Here is a 17,744-nt window from a genome sequence, read left to right as displayed (position 1 = left end):
TTACTCTGCATCCTCCGGTTGAGCGGGATTTTCCGGTTGCGGAACCGATACAGGCGCTGCGGCTCCTTGCGTTTCCAGCGTTTGTTTAGAGGACGCTTGATCGGAGGCTGTAGGAACCGTAGAAGGAGCGGCTCCGGCATTTGTATTTGAACCGGAAGCAGACGGGGCAGTCCGCACGGAAGCAGGCTCCTGCGGAGCCGAACCGAGCGAGAGGCGTATTGTTTCGTATTCGCTCTTATGTCTCATCTTTAAGTATAAAATCTTACTTCCTGCATTATAGGCATAGCCGGAGGAGTTATACATTTCAAAACGGGCATCGCTCCTAAACGGAATACCATACATCTCAATTCGATAGAACGATCTAATACCGTGCAAGGTAAGATAGTGAGATTGTCCTTCCGGAAAGCGAATTCGCAATACCAAGGTTTTTGAAGTGTTTTCCAAAACCTCGATGTTCTGCGCACAAGTCCACGCCCAAATACCGGCTTCCGCCTGCAACGCGAGCGACTGAGCATGAGGATACCAACTGTTATCCGGTTTTAGCAAAGGATAGAGAGTACCGGCATCCAGCATACTGCTGTCATCGGCAGTAATTACAAGCTGTGTCGATTTGCTGCCGGTTACGGTAAACCCTACGGGCAACCCAGCCGATTCGCTCGAGTATCTCAGCAAAGAGGTTATCAGCATCCGGGCAACGGACTGCCATACCGAAGATTGAACTGCTCCGTACCGCATCAATATTTGTGCAGAAGTTAAAGAGGCTGCACTGTCGATATAGGTGCTGTTATTGCTTAGATATAAACCTTCATTAATCAGCAAGAGGGATTCGGTAATTTTTTTCTCACACAACGGCAGTAAATCTTCAAACAATGCCTTTTGTTCAGGGTAGTAATGCGTACAGTCGAGCCATACTGCCAACAACCCTGCCGCCTGCCGTGCGTCAAGCTGCGCAGCATCCAGCTTTCCTATCAGTCGGAATAAACCTTCTATGCTGCGTTTACTGCCGCGATCGGTTAAAAACGGTATTAAGCTGTCTTGTTCAAAAATTTCAAGCGAATTATCCGTGATAAGGGCAGCATATAACTCTCTTTTTTTTGTGTCGTCAGCTGCCAAACCTACATGGGTTTCCTGTATATTATCGTAAAAAGGATTTGAAAGATATGTTCGAAGGTTCCGCGACAGCGTTTGAGCAGGAGCAGCTTCCATCGCTCCGGCAAATTTGCTGCGCTGTCCCATTTCGGCAATATATGCTGTTAAGGTTTTCTCCGTTATCTGTTTAGATGAAAGCGCCTGCGTACCCGCGCGGATGACTGCCGAGGCAAAAGTGTTCAGCGCCGCCGTATACGATTCCGCAGAAGCCTGCACCATCGATGGGATAGTCGTGATATCGAGCTCTTCAAGCGGCAAATAGGTTTTGTAAGAGGCAATCGGCTGTGTCTTTTCGAGTACCAGATGAGGTCCTTCTAACTGCGCCGCCGTATTTTCCCCATCCGTGTCAAATCCAAAGCTGCCGGTAAACGTATATTGTTTTTTACCGGAACGCACAAAAATCTTATCGTCGGCACGCTCGATACCGGCATTTTGAGTAATTTTCCACGGAAGCAATACTCTTTTTATTCCTTCGGGAAGCATGGCTTCAATCAAGAGGCTATCAACTTCACCCCGCTTTTCGGAAAAAAAAGAAATAACCACATCATCAGAGCAGTGTACCGAAAAACGAGCTTCCGTTTCATAAAATTGGTACGATAGTATACGCATAGGAGAGAGCGTGTCCGCTACATCTACGGCATAAGCAGGATTTTGCTCGCTAATATATAAATCAAGCCCATTCGAGACAACATGCAGAGGTAAAAGAGGAAGCGTCTCGCCCGCTTCGGTACGCTCCTGTCTGCCTGTAACGAGCATAGAGCCTAAACTTAAAGAAAAAGTTTGCCCTTTGGTAAACTGAAGAACAAAAATACCGAAAATAACACTACAATAAAGGACGGTATACGCAACTACTCTGCCGACAATATGCTTCATAGGTTGTTAGTCTAATAAAAGGGGATAATAATTGCAATCCTCCCCTTTGCAAATATACGATACATCTGCGTTGTCGCATCATTAAAAGTGTACACGGATGTACAACTGTTTAACATAACCGCTAGACCAGATTGAAAAACTTGGGTAGACTAGCGGGGTTATGCAAAAGCGAAAGTCTTTGAGCAGTTTCTTTAGTTTTAGTTAATCACCGTTCCGTAGGAGTCTTCATGAAAAATTTGTATGGAAGTATTTCAAAAAAAACCGTATGTATTTGCCTTATAATCGGTATGCTTTCCTGCTTAAGCGCACAGAGTGCAAAACCTCATACACAGTCTAACCGGAAAGTATCCGAAAAGACCGCGGCAACCGACAATACGACGAAAGCTACTGAAGAAATCCCACCGCGTGTTATATTCGGACAGCAGCTTAGTGCATTACTAAGCGAGCAAAAATGGGAAGAAGCCATCGCACTCTTTGACACATTGCCCGAAGAGGACAGAGATTCCCTTTCAATACGGAATTTAAAGGTTGCCGTACTCATTTCAACCGGACGTATAAAGGATGCGGAGACAACGGCAAAAGCTCTGGAAAAACAATATCCCAACGACCTCAATGTTCTGTATTCAATGACAATGATTGCTCAAGCAAAAAAAGATAAAAAAATGCGAAAAACGTATTTAAAAAAGATATTAAAGCTTGAGCCAGATAATGTACAGGCATTACTGGAAGAAGGCATCGATTTTTACGACCAAGGAAACTATAAAGAAGCAGGGAAAACATTCAACAAAATTTTGCAAAAACACCCGAATGATATTGAAGCACTTATTTGGTGCGGTAAGGTGTATTATTTGGATAACAAGATGACGGAGGCGGAGCAATGCTACCTTACAGTCTTGAAGTATCAGCCGAAGAACAGCCTTGCAATTGCCGAATTAGCACGGATAAAATCGGAAACAAATCGCATGGCTGAAGCGATTGCGGATATACAAAAAGCAACTGAATTGGAACCCGATACCGCTTCGCATTGGACAGACCTCGGCTCTTATAATCTACAAATAGGAAGAAGAGAAGAATCACTTGCTGCATTTAACCGCGCCATCGAACTTATTCCCGATTCATATTTTGTCCATATTTACCTTGCGGGATTAAACGATGACCTCGGTAATAAGGAAGATGCGATAAAGCATTACAAAAAAGTAACCGAACTCTATCCTCAATATTACTTTGCGTATGAAGGACTCGGGATTTTGCTGTTTGAAAAAAAAGATTGGGAGGATTCCCGCCGCGCCTTTGTAAACGCCCTGCGTTATGCTCCCACAAATGTCTATTATGCACTATCCGCAACGGTATGCAGCTATAAAATGGGTAAGAAAAAAGAAGCGAAAGATTTTATGTCAAAATATCTTAAAACGATAGACCGCACAAAACACGAAACCGATTACTATCTATGCCGCCTCTTTATCGACTTCGCCGGTGATAGTGATGTCAATAACCGCATCACAAAAGAAAAAGATGAAACGGAACGCTTACGCAAGTTTTTTTATCTGGCTGAATTCTATCGGCTGGCAGGTAAAGGACATCTTGCCGAAAAAGTTCTGCTCGAAATCAAAACAACCCAGACTCCGAGCTTTTTTGAATACCGGCTTGCGGTAAGCGAGCTTACTGCGAATACGGATACTACGGCAAAAAAATAGGACAAGCTCATGAATCAAACGTTGAAACGTATTACCTTAAATGATAAAGAAATCATCTTGCTTGGAACGGCGCATATTTCAAAAGAAAGCATCGATGATGTTGAACAGTGTATCCACGACGAACAGCCCGATTGTGTTTGCGTCGAATTGGATGAACAACGGTACAAAGCGCTTACCGACGAAAAGCGCTGGCAAGAGCTCGATATTATCGAGGTGCTTAAAAGCGGAAAAGGCTTTTTGCTGCTTGCTAATCTCGTGCTTGCCGCTTTTCAGAAACGGATCGGCGCCGATGTCGGGGTTAAGCCGGGGGATGAAATGAAGGCCGCCATTACCGCCGCGAAAGAACTTTCGATTAAAACCGAACTTGTAGACAGGCCGATTCACATCACGCTCAAACGGGCATGGGCAAAGAACAATCTGTGGGGAAAATCGAAGCTTTTGGCAACGCTGCTCAGCAGCGCCTTTTCTACCGAAAAACTCAGCGCGGACGAGATTGAAGCGCTGAAAGACAAAAGCGAGATGGACAGCATGATGGCGGAAATGGCGGAATACTTGCCGCAGGTAAAAGAAGCCCTCATCGACGAGCGTGACCGTTATTTAGCGACAAAAATATGGAATGCGGCAGGAAAGAAAACCGTTGCGGTTTTAGGAGCGGGACACCTTGAAGGTACCGCCGCCTACATCGAAAAACTCCAAAACGGGACAGCGCCGAACGATGTATCCGATATTGCGGACGTACCGCCGAAGAGTGGTTTTGCAAAAATTTCGGGCTGGATATTACCGGCGCTGATTGTGCTGCTTATTGCAGCGGGTTTCATGAAAGGCGGTGTTGCAGCGTCAAGCGCGTTGCTGATGCGCTGGCTACTCTGGAACGGAAGCCTTGCCGCATTCGGCACACTGCTTGCGCTTGGTCATCCGTTGAGCATCATAACCGGCTTTTTGGGCGCCCCGCTTGCAACCCTTAATCCGTTTATCGGCGTCGGCTTATTCACCGGCATTGTTCAAGCATGGGTTCGCAAGCCTCAAGTTGCCGATATGGAAAATCTGACTACCGACGTAACGAGCATTAAGGGTTGGTACAAAAATAAAATTGCGCACATTCTGTTGATCTTCTTTTTATCCAGCCTCGGCGGAGCAATCGGAAACTTTATCGCAGTGCCTGCACTGGTAAGCGGCTTATTATAAGGAAGTGTCCGGCGCGATTGTCATGGAGAGAATGATGGAATCAATTCAAAGTAAGCTTTTAGCGATGCAAGATATATCATATCGGGATTTTAATGCAAAGCTCATCCCTACCGTAGACCCGAAACTTATGATTGGGATCCGAACGCCTCTTTTACGAAAATTTGCGAAAGACCTGTTTAAAACAGAACCGAAGCAGTCTGCTACTTTTATGCAAACCCTTCCGCACCGGTATTTTGAAGAAAACAATCTCCACGCATTCCTCATCGAAAATATCAAAGACTTTGATACCGCCATAACCGAAACGGAACGGTTTTTACCGTTTATCGACAACTGGGCAACCTGCGATACCTTTGTACCGCCGCTCTTTAAAAAATATCCAGATGAGGTATATCAAAAAATTTTGCTCTGGATACGGTCGCCCCGCACTTATACCGTCCGGTACGCCATCAATCTCTTGTTGTCGAATTATCTTGATGACCGGTTTAAACCGGAAATGCTTGAACTCGTTGCCTCTGTAAAATCGGACGAGTATTACATCAATATGATGATTGCGTGGTATTTCAGCTTTGCGCTGATTAAACAGTACGATGCAGCGCTCCCATATATCAAAAAGCAAAGGCTTGCCCCCTTTACCCACAACAAAACCATTCAAAAAGCGATAGAGAGCCGCCGGATTTCTCCGGAAATAAAGGACTACCTGCGAACGCTGAAAGTGTAAAAGAGCCTGCTATACACGCCCGTCGATAAGTGAACAATAACAATATATCGCAAATGTTGCTAGGGTAGGTACGCCACATTGATATTCCGTAACGCATCGAAGAGCTTACGCTTTAACTCATAGTTGCCGCCCGTTAGCTTATCCAATCGGGAACGGGCGATTTTTCTGCCTGAATTATCCTGATAGCTACAGGTACAGGTGGAAGAAATATACCCCTGCATTTCAGCATGACGGATAATCATCGGAATGTCGGCAAGGCAGAGCGGGCGGATAAATGTCAACGGGAATTTATCGAACCTCAGTACCGGAGGCATTGCCGCAAGCTCTCCTTTGGTGAGCGCATTCATCAGCGCCGTTTCAAGGATGTCGTCCAAGTGGTGCCCGAGCGCAATTTTATTAAAGCCGTGTTCCTGCGCATATTTGCTCAGTTCCAACCGGCGCTGGCTGGAGCACCACCAGCAGTTCATCTTTTTGCCGGTTTTAAGCCGCTCTAGTACCGAAATGGTTTTAACGGTTAAATCAATGCCCCAGCTTTTAAAGCGCGCCGCCAATTCAGGGGCAAACTCGGAGCCGATATCCGTAGCAATATGGAGCGCGGCGGCTTCAAAAATCGGATGGCGGCGCTGCAGCCGCGCTGCAAAATATTCCGTAAGGGCGGTCGAATCCTTTCCACCGGAAGCGGCAATCAAAATCCTGTCTCCAGCTTCTATCATGTTATATTCGGAAACAGCCTTATCGATGGTTCTAAACAGCTTGGGGTTTGCCATAGTGAAGAGCCGTATGTGCAAGCAGCCTATTACCGCTGCCGGTATAAAGTGCGGCTTGAAATCATTGATGCCCGTTTGCACCGGCATCTATATAACTGTAGAGCGTGTACTTGGAAATGCCGAAGTGGGTTGAAATCTTATCGCCGGATTTTGTAATTAAAAAAGCACCGGAGTTATTTAAAAACTTAATAGCCGCGATTTTGTCTTCTTTATTCATTAACGCAACAGGCTTACCCACAATACGGACGGACTGTTCGATAAGTTCGTCCAACAAATCGTTGACATTTTGAGGAATATTTTCAGGTTCATTTTTAGTGCTGACGGGTGAAATAAGCTGCTGTAACACATTTTCTGCCATCTGCATCGGCGTAATATCAAGATTGATCGAGAGCACCGCCTCGATTGCATTATCTTCGCCTCTGATAAACATACTACTTGATTTAAGAATGCGCCCGTCCTTTGTTTTGGTCAGATAGCTCAGTTTATCTTCCAACGTTTTATGATCGCTATGCAGCGCCTCAAGCACTACATGAGACGGGCCGTCGCCTAGCTTTCGCATGGTAACATTGCCGTTTTCTATGATAACGATGGAGCTGTTAGTATAGTCAGCCGTCAGATCATGTACAAGAACTTCGCAATTATTACCGAAGTGAATCGCAATACCATGTGCAATTTGTTGTAGCAGCGTAAGGGTGTGTTTGGACATCATACCGTGTAATTCCTTTTATCTTTCATTGTTTTTTAACTGAATATCGTTTTGCAACTTATGTATTGCCTGATTGAGCTGCTGCACCGCGGTGTTTTGTGGATCGGCTTGAATCGCTTTTTGCAGGTATCCAACGACAGTTTCCGTATCGGCGCTTCCTGTCATCAAATAGGAATAAGCGGTTAAATACCATGCAAGTTGCAATTCGGCGGGAGAAAGATCGCCTGTTTCTGCAGCGGCTTTGTACTCATCACCTGCTTTAAGATAATTCCCCTGCTGCGCAAAGCTCTTTGCCCGTATGTCGGCGCTCATCAATACGTACTTTCCTTTGAGTCCCGATTTATTATGAGGATCCAGTGCGGGGACTTGCATGCGTAAAGAATCATAGCGATGCGCCTCCGCATTGCCGACCGTATTTAAAAACTCATCGATCGCACGGGCTTTTTCCGCTCCTTTTGCCGTATTGATACGCTTTCGCGCTTCAACGACGCTTGTCCGCTGTGCAGTCAGCGCTTTGATTTTTTCTATCAACTGAGCTTCTGTTTTTATATCAGCTTCTATAACGGCAGCGGCATACATATCTCGTTCGGCTGTTTGTAGTACGACAAAAGGAACTTCAGGCACTGCATATTCCGAAAACAATAGATAATTCTTTTGCGCCGTCTTTCGTTCACTTTCAGTAGGATTGTGTAACAAGTCGATAAAACGGGCGGCATAGTCCTCCGCTAATTCCGTTTTGCATGATTCGGTAAGGATATTTTTTGAAAACTCTTCCGCTTCTTGTGACCAATCGGAACCGGTAAAGATAAGCAGAATATCCCGACCATCCTTGCCGTAATTTTGAACTTTTCCCCCATCGCGTTTTGCCGAAGAAGTAGAAACACAGCTGCTCACCATAAAGGCAAAGCAGATACATAGTAATCCATATCGATATAATTTATACATAAAGCGATTATATCATTAAACTAACAAATCGCAAAGAGATCTTTTTGTGTATGTCAGTGGGTGGGGATAGTTTATTCCATAACGGTGATTTCGACACGCCGGTTTAGTGCGCGTTCCGCTTCGGTTCTGTTCGACGCAATCGGCTTTGTGCCTCCTGCGCCGCTATAGATGAATACACCGGCCGGGATGCCGCGTTTGGTCAGCTCATCGACAACTGTTTTTGCACGCCGGAGAGAGAGTCCGTGTTGGGTGCTCTTATCGCCGACATCAGCGGTATGGCCTTCAACAAAAAGGTTTTTTAAAGGTCAGCGTTTTTAATATGGCGGCTATTTCATTGAGTTTTTTATCTTCTCCGTGTAATAATTCCGCTTTATCTGCCACAAAGTTTACATTCTTCAAATTCAGCAGTATGCCGCGCGGCGTTTCCTGCACATTAAAAATACCGTCTCCCTTATCTTTTATGCGCTCCTTGTTTGAGCTCTCCGGTTTTGCCGGTACGTGCGGTGTTGTCTCGCTTAGCGTTTTCTCAGATTGCCGGACAGGAGGTTTCGCAGGTTTCTTACTGTCGCCAAGTAATGCCGGTACCGGTATGGAGCCGCCGTTATAAACGGTATGCTGTCCGTAGTTATAAAAATGCAGCAAAAAGCCGCGCTGCCGGATTGTTTCGTCACCCTTGTAAAAAAATGTTTCATCGATTTTTTCTCGAATAAAGAGCGGGCGGCTCCGCTCATCCAGATAAATATCCGCCGTCCTGCTTCCTTCCGAACGGAGCATATCAGCATCGCCTAACTGATCTTCACCGTGATACCGCACGGCAAACACCGCCTTTACATAATGAGTATCCTTTCCATTATATTTCTTTTTGCCGATGTATTGATATTCAGCCAATACCGGAATCCGCGTAGCATTTTTTCCTTGCTGTGGACACACTACGATCACACTTTCTGCTGTCCATTTTTTTCCGATATCTTGCAGGTCAAGCTGTTGTGCGGGGCTTGCCGGAAAGTTCCGCAGCAGCGGATAACCCGAGTCTTGTGTAAAGTCCAGTCTGGAATGGTGTAGTCCTGACCGGTTCGCGTTTCCGACTGCCGGATGAGCCGACTGTGTAAAAGCAATCGGTCTAATTTCATCAAGTTTTTTTGCCATACCAACCATATTCTTGCGGGTTTCTTCCAGCACAAAGGCCTCCCCCTCATATCGATAGGCCGGCTCATCGTTATAAACGGCAGCTTTTTCATCAAGGTAGATATACGCTTCCCGATAGGTAAGCCCCGCATACGCGCCGTTTTTGTAAACCGAATAGTCGGCGCGCTCCGAAATGCTGATTCTCCCGTTCGTAAATGCAATAACCGGAATCAATACACAGGCAATAGATAGTATCGGTCGTTTCACTCATTTCTCCTCTAACAAAGCGTTCACTGCACCGGCTCTTATCGGCTGTCTTTATTATCATCGTCAAATAAAAAAAGATAATTACCGCCTCTGCCGCGGTTGCAGATTCCGAGGTATGTTAATAAAGTTAAATTATGGGGTTCCCCTCACTTCGTTCGGGTCGCTACGTCCGCTGTTCCGCTTTCGCTCCATTCCTCCACTTCGTTTCGGAACACCTTCGGTGCAGCTCCCATCGCTAACCCTGCATACAATAAGATTAAAAAAGCTAAAAATTGATTTCCGGGACAAATAGAAGTTGACGATAATTTTACTCCTGTATATACTATAATGTATACGGAGGCGCTGATATGGTTTGTACAAAAGTATTCACAAGTGGAAATAGTCAGGCTGTAAGGATACCGAAAGAATTTCATATTGATGTTTCTGAATTATTCATCAAGAAAATCGGTTCATCAATAATCCTAACACCAAAAGAAAATAATTGGGAAAATCTTGAAAGAAGTCTTTCCGAATTTTCTGATGATTTCATGGCAGAAGGAAGAAGTCAACCGGCAATGCAAGAAAGGGAAGGTTTTTGATGTATTTGCTCGATACAAATATCTGTATTTTTCTCATAAAGAATAAAAATCAACATTTAAAGAAAAAGATATTTAACTGTAAAAAAGAAGAATTATTTCTTTCTTCTATTACAATTGCTGAGTTGGAGTATGGTGTTTCAAAAAGTCAATTTAGAGAAAAAAATCGCCGTGCTCTTCTGAATTTTTGTTCCGATTTTACTAACATAATAGATTTTACGACAGAAGATACAGAAATATACGGGATGATTAGAGCTTATCTTGAAAATAAAGGGATTCCGATTGGACCTTTTGATACACAGATTGCTGCTCAAAGTTTAGCAAGAAATCTGACTGTGGTTACAAATAATACAAGAGAATTTTCCAGAATACCCGGATTAAGAGTCGAAGACTGGACAAAAGAATAATAAAAACCTACCCCAATTCAAATCTGACATTGCAAAGTCCTATACGGGCAATGTAATAGACCTACTCTGAAACTTTCGTTTTCGAATAGATCGACGAATTCTTGCATCACACAAATAGCACCTTAAAATGCAACAGTTGAACAAAGTGTGAGCTTTGGAAACTACTGCATTGATGCGCTGAACGCGTATATGTTAATAAGCGACATCGTCAATTCACACCATCCGTGGCGTAAATTGACTTGCGAGTTTCACAAAAATATAATTTTTGTGAAACGTCGTTGCTGTTTTATTCGCCCGTCATCCTGAAGCGGTTTTGTGCAAACTCGGCATTCACTACTGCCTCAGGACGGCGGTGGTTCCATGCAGAAACGAGATTTGCTTATCGCAAATCTCGCAGGCAAAAATGTACAAGGATGTACATTTTTGACGAACGCACTATTTCAGTGGCTGAAAATAAACCTACGATGCAGGAACAATTCACATCCTTATACTGATGTAACAAGTAGAAACTCTATAAAAGAAAACGATTCCTTAAGGTTTGAAGCAACTTTGCCTGACGGTAAAATTGTAGAAAATTGGTAATCAATGGTGTTAAACAGGAATATGAAACTGGTGTAAAGATGTATTACGATGTAAAAGCAGCTGATCTTGGAAGCGATAAGATTGAAATCAGCGTTGTTTTTAAAGACATTTAGAGAAATACTATTAGCAAAAATAACACGGTAAAACCGGCTGGCAATCAATCAAATATGCAAAATCCCAATAAGGGAACAGCTGGTGCAAATCGCAGCACGCCCAAAGCCAAGAAAATCGCGGCGAACAACTTAATTCAAATAAAAAAGGGAAGTAATGTATAATAAAAAAAGAATCTAACATCCGCCTGTCGTCCGGCGCACAGCGGCGTCCAACACGCGAATTAAGCTGACGGCGGAACTCAAAAGCCTTACGGCCTTCTCGCTTCTTGCAGCTTATCCGCCGCCCGTTAGATGGATGGCGCAGAGCGCCACTTGCTGTTAGTAAAGTAAATCTTCCGACATTTTTTACCAAGAAAAATATAAAATCGTTGGCGGATTTTATGAAAGGAGTACTATTGGCGATGTATTATTGATAAATGGGGAATTTCTATGGCCATCAATTCCATGCCGTTTGCAAATCGAGGAGAGCAAGCTGCGATTGTTTTTGGAATTTTGGGCGTGGAAATATCGACAAAAATCCAGCAAAGTCAAGCTTGTCTGGATTTTTTATAGAAAAACGTGACTTTTTATGTTATACTATTGGTAAGTTGCAGAAAGGATGTCGTTATGTCTTATGAAACAATGGTTGAACAAATAAAAACAGTTCCTCAAGAATGTCTTGTTGATATTGAAAACTATATTCAGTTTGTTTTGTATCGATATAATCAGAATGTAAAAACTGAAAAAACTCCAAATCTCTCAAAATATTTTGGTTCTGTAAATTTAAAAAAAGATGGTCTTTCAATTCAAAAGGAAATGAGAAATGAATGGAACTGACTTTGTAGCTGATACAAATGCGTTAATTTATCTTCTAGACGGTAATTCTTGCATGAGCCCATTTTTACAGAGTAAACTTGCATTTTCAGTTATATCTGAAATGGAACTCTTGTCTTTATCTGGAATAACAGCTACAGAAGAAAGTAATATAAAATCACTCCTGCTTGATTGTAAAGAAATTTCTCTTACAGGCGAAGTAAAAGAAAAAACAATCGAAATTCGCAAAAAATATAAAACAAAACTTCCCGATGCGATTGTTGCAGCTTCCGCAATTGTAAATAATCTACCACTTATTACCGCTGATAAAAGATTTAATCAGATAGAAGAATTACAATTGGAATTAATTATTCCAGTTATGTAAATAAAACCTAACACTCTTCTTCAACCTGACATTGGGGATGTCTCAAAAGTTGGTTACTTTTTCGCTATCTATGCGAATTTAAGTCTTTATACGGTAATAACTTTTAAATCTACCATGGATGGCAGTGGTTTTAACAATAACAAGTTTTCGATGAGAAAACTTGAAGATAAAAACGGTACAAGGACGTACCGTTTTTATCGTAACATCGCATCTAAATCTAAGGAAACTATCCAAAAACTGTTACACAATACGCTTTAGCGGATATGATAAATCATTTTCTTACAGAAAAAACCGATAGGCTTTCAGTTTTTGGACAGCCCCATTTTTCCAACAAGCGGGCAAACGTCCGATACATTTGCTCTGTCTGGCTCTGTTGATTTTACTGCTAAAATCGGTACAATCGGCATAGCTACAACTTTGAGGTTCCTATGATTCTGTTTGTTTCCTTTCTTATCATTTTGGCCATGCTGTCAACCAAAATCAGTGATAAATTCGGACTGCCGCTCCTTATCGGTTTTATTCTTATCGGTGTCCTTGCCGGAAGTGATGTCTTAAATTTGTTCTATTTTGACAATGCGCTTTTAACCAAAAAAATTGCAGATATCCTGTTGATTTTTATTATTTTTGACGGTGGTTTTTGTATTACAAAGGAGACGTTTCACAAAGTTGCAGGACCATCGATGACGCTTGCGATTCTCGGCGTTGCACTGACTTCGGCGACACTCGGCTTTCTAATTCACTTTGTCCTTGAATTCGATTTAGCGTATTCGATGCTAATTTCTTCCATTATTTCTTCTACCGATGCGGCCGGTGTTTTTATGATTACCAAGTCGAACCCGATTAAGGATAACCTTGCCGCAACGCTCAATGTTGAATCCGCAGCGAACGATCCGATGGCGATCTTGCTTACCCTTACCTTTGTGCATATCGCGACAGGGGCTTTTCAATCTCCAGCTCTGGCTGTTGCACAGCTTATTTGGCAGTTTGTCGGCGGCATTATTATCGGTTATTTTGCTTTTCAAATTTCAGTCTGGTTGTTTAACCGGCTGCAGTCGGATAATAGAGGGAATTATAACGTTTTGATGCTCGGATGCGTACTGCTTGGATACGGTGCAGCGGAGCTTTGCCAAGCAAACGGGATTATCGCGGTGTTCTTTATGGGCTATTGGATCGGCAACACAGCCTTCCCTGCAAAGCGCAGTGTCGGAAATTTTCTCGAAAGTGTTTCCACTATTTTTAATATCACGCTCTTTATTATGCTGGGACTTTTATCGTTTCCGCATCAGTTTGTCCATATCTGGAAAGAAGCGCTCATCATTGTCGGTATTATGATGTTTATCGCCCGTCCGCTTGCCGTGTTGGTTTCTACGTTCCCGTTTCAATATACCCGGAAGGAAAAATTCTTTTTAATGTGGGGCGGCATTAAAGGCGCGGTTCCGATTGTTCTTGCAACCTATCCGCTTTCAAACGGGCTAGATGAAAACGGCTTTATCTTTAATACAATCTTTTTTGCCGTTTTCCTTTCCTGTATTATTCAGGGAACGACGCTTGCGCCCCTTGCTCGATTGCTTAAATTTACCAATCCTAAAAAACCGGAATCGCTGTATTCGGTTGAGTTGTATTCACTTAAAGCAAGCGACATCGATATCTTCGATATTTATATTGAAGATCATTCCGGCAGTATCGGTCAAAAAATCAGTAACCTCCATTTAGATAAAGATACGCTTATCAGTTCAATTGTGCGGGATGGTAAAATCATCTTTCCTAAAGGCGATACCGTCATTCAAAAAAGCGATATTCTCTATGTACTCGCTCATTCGGCAAAAATAAAGGAAATTACGGAAAAGCTTAACGAACCGAGCGAGTGAGATATAGGGCGTGAATATTGCTCAATACCGATAAAACAGATATAGTAAATCCATTAATTCCGGACTAATACAAGAGGAGTCACAATGAGCGAAAATAAATTGAAAATTCTTGGATGGATAGGAACGGCATTGTCGGTTACCATGTACATATCTTATATCCCTCAGATTATGGATAACTTACACGGAAATAAAACCGTTTTTCTTCAACCTTTGGCAGCAGCTGTCAACTGTACGATATGGGTTTTATACGCATTGCTGAAAGATAAAAGAGATTATCCGCTCGCAGCAGCAAATGCACCGGGCGTTATTTTCGGTTTGATAGCAGCAATTACCGCTCTTTAGGCGCCCGCGAGTTTCTAATAAGTCTATAGATATACAGAACTTATTAGAAACCCGCAAATTATACTTTTCCTACTTCTTCAATTCATGAATATTGATGGATTTAATGTTCGGGGTTCTACCGTCTGAAGAGGTCGGAATCTTAATAGTTCCAGCCCTAATCTCATCAAAAATCTTATCCCGTCCGGCAACATTCGGATCAAAGCCGATGAGCTTCCAGTTGTAGCTAACCTTGGGAGTAATAACTCCCTTATCAACATCCTTTACATACGCGCCGATTAAATCACGTATGCGTCCGGCGTCCTGCATCACTTCATACGAATCGTAATACACGTCTTTAGGCGTTGCAAGCTTCAAACTTTGCAGCGTACCAAAGCGGTAGTTGTTGACAGCAACCTTATACACCTTTTTAGGATCAAGGGCTTCCCCTTTTATCTTCGCGTTTGCGATTCTATTCCCAGCCTCTTTTGAAATATCGATGTCGTAGTCGATACCTTCAAACATATCGTAGTTGTAACCGCGAACATTGGGGTTGAACGAAATCGTTACGTCGCCTTCCTTTGCAGTGTTATAATATGATGCCGACCACTCCATGTATTTTAAGAGGTTCTCGCCGGTCATATTAACGCCCATCAGCGTATTGGAATATTTATAGATAAAGGCGACATCTTTTTTCTTAAAATCTCCTTTCTTTAAATTCATGTCAAAGCGGAAGGCGGCCGCAGCAGCAACATCAGCCTTCGTGTAATACAGCTGCACATCATTGATTAAGTCGATAAGGGCGGTATCTTCCAGCTGAATGGTAGGCATGGTGGTAACCTTGTCTTTTCCGGTAATGTAGTCTACGCGCGGGATAAAATCAGCGGTAACCTTTCCGACGATGAGGTTTGCATCCGCAACAGATTTGTCATGCACAAATTCAAACTCTTTTTCCATCGCTTTATCGGCAGCGATTTTGGCAGTTTCGCGGTTTTCCGCTTTTACGGAAACAACCTTCCATGCGCCGTTATCCTTTTTAACCTGTACTTCGCCAACGGCCAAAGCCCAACCGTAGCAGCCCGGCTCAATGATCCATGTTTTATCACCGTTCTGGCCGTCTATAAGGGTGGCATACCGAGCGTGTTCATGCCCGCCGAAGATTAAATCGAACTCAGGGATTTGCTTCGCCATTTCGATAACGCCGCTGTTGGTGCCGTATTCACCGTTACGTCCAAGGTGGAAGGCGCCGATTAAGACATCGTATTGCCCTTTTAAGGAGTCGACGGTTTCGCGCGCAACGGCAATCGGGTCTTCAAACTCCAGTCCCTTAAAGTGAGAGGGGGCGGCAGCTTCCCACATCGGGATATGGGGCGGCACCATACCGATAACGGCCACGCGGACTCCTTCAATATCAAACAGCTGATAGGGCAGTACAAAATTGCTGCCATCCTTGGTGTTTTTGATATTGGCGCTTAATACCGAACCGTTAAAGTGGCGGATATTACGGGCAAGGAATTCTTTTTCAAAATTGAATTCGTGGTTACCCAATACCCAAATATCGTAGTTCATGTAATTGAGCGCTTGAATCATCGGGTGGGTGTCAAGGTCGTTAAACAGGTCGGCGCTGTTATCTTGCACCGTGTCGCCAACGTCGATTAAAACGGTGTTGGGATTCTGTGTGCGAAGTTCCTGTGCAAGCACGTAAGTTTTTACAAAACCTGCTGCCGGTGTTTCTTCGCACACTGCGTAATCGTACGCATAGAGCCGTCCGTGTACGTCGCCTGTTACGCCGAAGGTAAGGGTAACGGCATCCGCGCCCGGTTGTCCCTTTTGGATAATCTTGTGGGTAAGTTTTACCTCATCAGATTGCTTTCCGCGTGCCTTTGCGGTACGTGCAGCGGTCTGTTCCGTGCTTCGTGATGCAGAATTTGTTTCGACGCAGGCTGTCAGCGAAAAAACAAAAACCAGTGCGGCTATAAAGCCGAGCATTCTTTTCTTGATCATGTGCATACTCCTTCACATTTTTTAAGCAAGTCCACCACAACTACATTGGGCTGCAGGAACTTCCTTCTTATCTATAGAACGGATATTATCCGCCTATTTTCTCATTTCATTTGCAGCCGGTATCCGCAGTATAAAAAGCGCAACCAACGCCGTACACGGAACCGCGGCGATAATGCCGATGCTGCCGGAAATGCCGTGCATAATTTCTATGACGATGCGCGGTATATTGATAAACTGCGTAAAACTCATGCCGTAGCCCCAAATCATCATCACCAGCGGCAGCGACGAGCCGGCAAAGGCTAAAATGAGCGTGTTACTCATCGTGCCGGTAATATCTTTACCCACCGTCAGCCCAGACTGAAACAGCTCTTTTTTAGTGAGGCGCGGATTGGCGGCTAAAATTTCCTGCATGGAAGACGCAATCGACATGCTGACATCCATCACGGCGCCGAGCGAGGCAATCAAAATTGAGGTGAACAATAGCCCATCCAGCTTGAGATTGTAGTCGGGCGCTAAGTTGAGTAGCTGCTCGCCGCCTTCCATATTAACGCCGGAAAGCTGCGCCGCGAAGGACACGATTACCGAGATAATGCCCGCAATGGTAATGCCGGCGACGGTGCCTGCGATGGCCGTATAGGTTTTGCGCGTAAAGCCGCCTATCAAAATAAAGCTGACGATGGTCATAACGGAAACAAGCCCGATAGAAACCGGCACGGGCGGGAACCCTGCAAACAGGGCGGGGATCAGTACGGTAACGATGAGCACACAGGTAAAAATGAGTCCAAGTGCGGATTTTAAGCCCTGTCCCCTACCGAGGAGAATCAGTGCAGCAAAGAACAACCCCACCAGCACAAAAACATAGATGTCGCGTTTGAGGTTATAGAGCCACACGGCCGTTTTCCCGCCGCTCTCCCGCAGCGTGAACACCGCCTTTAAGCCCCTATAGGCAAAATTGCTGTGCAAGCTGCTCAGCGTGTTATACACTTCAAATACTTGGTTTTTATATTTCCCTTCGAGAATTTTAACGCGAAGTTTTTGCGTACCGCGATATCTGCCTTGCACGACAGGATCGGGAGAAAGGTCTTCTTCCAAAATCTCCATCACAATCCCCTCAGCAAACTCTTGGATAAACGGAGATTCCGGCTTGAGTTTATTTGAAATTTTCGGCATACCGAAACAGAGAAGCGCTGTAATCACCAGCACTGTCCCTGCAAATACTTTTTCTTGCATACTCTATGGTAGAATTATATCGCGAGATTCCCCCACCCGTC

The 17,744-nt window shown here is 43.9% G+C and carries 17 protein-coding genes and 1 pseudogene; 10 read left to right on the top strand and 8 right to left on the bottom strand.

Going from position 1 to position 17,744, the window contains the following annotated elements:
* Positions 1-2,022, bottom strand: coding sequence for a hypothetical protein (locus GWP40_RS02130; RefSeq protein WP_212565861.1), 2,022 nt, complete (start codon positions 2,020-2,022; stop codon positions 1-3).
* Positions 2,023-2,249: 227 nt separating this feature from the next.
* Between GWP40_RS02130 and GWP40_RS02125 the strand changes: the two genes are divergently transcribed.
* The 3 genes from GWP40_RS02125 to GWP40_RS02115 are packed head-to-tail and all read left to right on the top strand — an operon-like array spanning position 2,250 to position 5,619.
* Positions 2,250-3,716, top strand: a complete 1,467-nt coding sequence (locus tag GWP40_RS02125) for a tetratricopeptide repeat protein (RefSeq protein ID WP_212565860.1) — start codon at positions 2,250-2,252, stop codon at positions 3,714-3,716.
* Between the two features lie 9 nt (positions 3,717-3,725).
* Positions 3,726-4,901: a TraB/GumN family protein gene (locus tag GWP40_RS02120; RefSeq protein ID WP_212565859.1), complete on the top strand. Its 1,176-nt coding sequence runs from the start codon at positions 3,726-3,728 to the stop codon at positions 4,899-4,901.
* Positions 4,902-4,923: 22 nt separating this feature from the next.
* Positions 4,924-5,619, top strand: coding sequence for a DNA alkylation repair protein (locus tag GWP40_RS02115; RefSeq protein WP_414162754.1), 696 nt, complete (start codon positions 4,924-4,926; stop codon positions 5,617-5,619).
* A gap of 59 nt (positions 5,620-5,678) precedes the next feature.
* On the opposite strand, the gene GWP40_RS02110 is transcribed toward GWP40_RS02115, so the two are convergent.
* The 5 genes and pseudogenes from GWP40_RS02110 to GWP40_RS02090 form a co-directional block, all read right to left on the bottom strand.
* Positions 5,679-6,386 (bottom strand): PP-loop family protein, encoded by a 708-nt coding sequence (locus GWP40_RS02110; protein ID WP_212566510.1) that lies wholly within the window; start codon positions 6,384-6,386, stop codon positions 5,679-5,681.
* Positions 6,387-6,447: 61 nt separating this feature from the next.
* A complete protein-coding gene (locus GWP40_RS02105; RefSeq protein WP_212565857.1) occupies positions 6,448-7,095 on the bottom strand; it encodes a helix-turn-helix transcriptional regulator in 648 nt (215 codons plus the stop codon).
* 15 nt (positions 7,096-7,110) lie between these two features.
* Positions 7,111-8,037 (bottom strand): tetratricopeptide repeat protein, encoded by a 927-nt coding sequence (locus GWP40_RS02100; protein WP_212565856.1) that lies wholly within the window; start codon positions 8,035-8,037, stop codon positions 7,111-7,113.
* Between the two features lie 71 nt (positions 8,038-8,108).
* Positions 8,109-8,273: pseudogene (locus GWP40_RS13550) on the bottom strand (OmpA family protein); the annotation flags it as partial.
* Between the two features lie 46 nt (positions 8,274-8,319).
* Positions 8,320-9,429, bottom strand: coding sequence for an OmpA family protein (locus GWP40_RS02090; RefSeq protein WP_212565855.1), 1,110 nt, complete (start codon positions 9,427-9,429; stop codon positions 8,320-8,322).
* Positions 9,430-9,776: 347 nt separating this feature from the next.
* On the opposite strand from GWP40_RS02090, the gene vapB reads away from it, so the two are divergent.
* The 7 genes from vapB (at position 9,777) to GWP40_RS02060 (ending at position 14,493) form a co-directional block, all read left to right on the top strand.
* A complete protein-coding gene (gene vapB, locus GWP40_RS02085) occupies positions 9,777-10,007 on the top strand; it encodes a type II toxin-antitoxin system antitoxin VapB (RefSeq protein WP_212565854.1) in 231 nt (76 codons plus the stop codon).
* Positions 10,007-10,411, top strand: a complete 405-nt coding sequence (gene vapC, locus GWP40_RS02080; protein ID WP_212565853.1) for a type II toxin-antitoxin system tRNA(fMet)-specific endonuclease VapC — start codon at positions 10,007-10,009, stop codon at positions 10,409-10,411. The genes vapB and vapC overlap by 1 nt, the downstream gene beginning before the upstream one ends.
* Before the next feature lie 1,124 nt (positions 10,412-11,535).
* Positions 11,536-11,658 carry a hypothetical protein gene (locus GWP40_RS13225; protein WP_269140250.1) on the top strand — a complete coding sequence of 41 codons (123 nt, stop codon included), beginning with the start codon at positions 11,536-11,538 and terminating at the stop codon, positions 11,656-11,658.
* Between the two features lie 54 nt (positions 11,659-11,712).
* The gene (locus GWP40_RS02075) at positions 11,713-11,922 is read left to right on the top strand and encodes a hypothetical protein (protein ID WP_212565852.1); all 210 of its coding nucleotides are present in this window, start codon (positions 11,713-11,715) and stop codon (positions 11,920-11,922) included.
* Positions 11,909-12,283, top strand: a complete 375-nt coding sequence (locus GWP40_RS02070; protein WP_212565851.1) for a type II toxin-antitoxin system VapC family toxin — start codon at positions 11,909-11,911, stop codon at positions 12,281-12,283. Before GWP40_RS02075 ends, GWP40_RS02070 begins: the two co-directional genes overlap by 14 nt.
* A gap of 428 nt (positions 12,284-12,711) precedes the next feature.
* Complete coding sequence (locus tag GWP40_RS02065; RefSeq protein ID WP_212565850.1) at positions 12,712-14,151, top strand: potassium/proton antiporter; 1,440 nt, start codon at positions 12,712-12,714, stop codon at positions 14,149-14,151.
* Positions 14,152-14,235: 84 nt separating this feature from the next.
* Positions 14,236-14,493 carry a SemiSWEET family transporter gene (locus tag GWP40_RS02060; protein WP_212565849.1) on the top strand — a complete coding sequence of 86 codons (258 nt, stop codon included), beginning with the start codon at positions 14,236-14,238 and terminating at the stop codon, positions 14,491-14,493.
* Positions 14,494-14,562: 69 nt separating this feature from the next.
* On the opposite strand, the gene GWP40_RS02055 is transcribed toward GWP40_RS02060, so the two are convergent.
* Complete coding sequence (locus tag GWP40_RS02055) at positions 14,563-16,473, bottom strand: bifunctional metallophosphatase/5'-nucleotidase (protein WP_212565848.1); 1,911 nt, start codon at positions 16,471-16,473, stop codon at positions 14,563-14,565.
* Between the two features lie 93 nt (positions 16,474-16,566).
* On the bottom strand, positions 16,567-17,703 hold the full coding sequence (locus GWP40_RS02050; RefSeq protein ID WP_212565847.1) for a YibE/F family protein: 1,137 nt from the start codon (positions 17,701-17,703) through the stop codon (positions 16,567-16,569).
* Positions 17,704-17,744 lie beyond the last annotated feature (41 nt).

The sequence above is a fragment of the Treponema vincentii genome (genome assembly GCF_018336815.1).
Lineage (GTDB): Bacteria > Spirochaetota > Spirochaetia > Treponematales > Treponemataceae > Treponema.
This window is presented reverse-complemented; position numbering and strand designations above follow the sequence as displayed.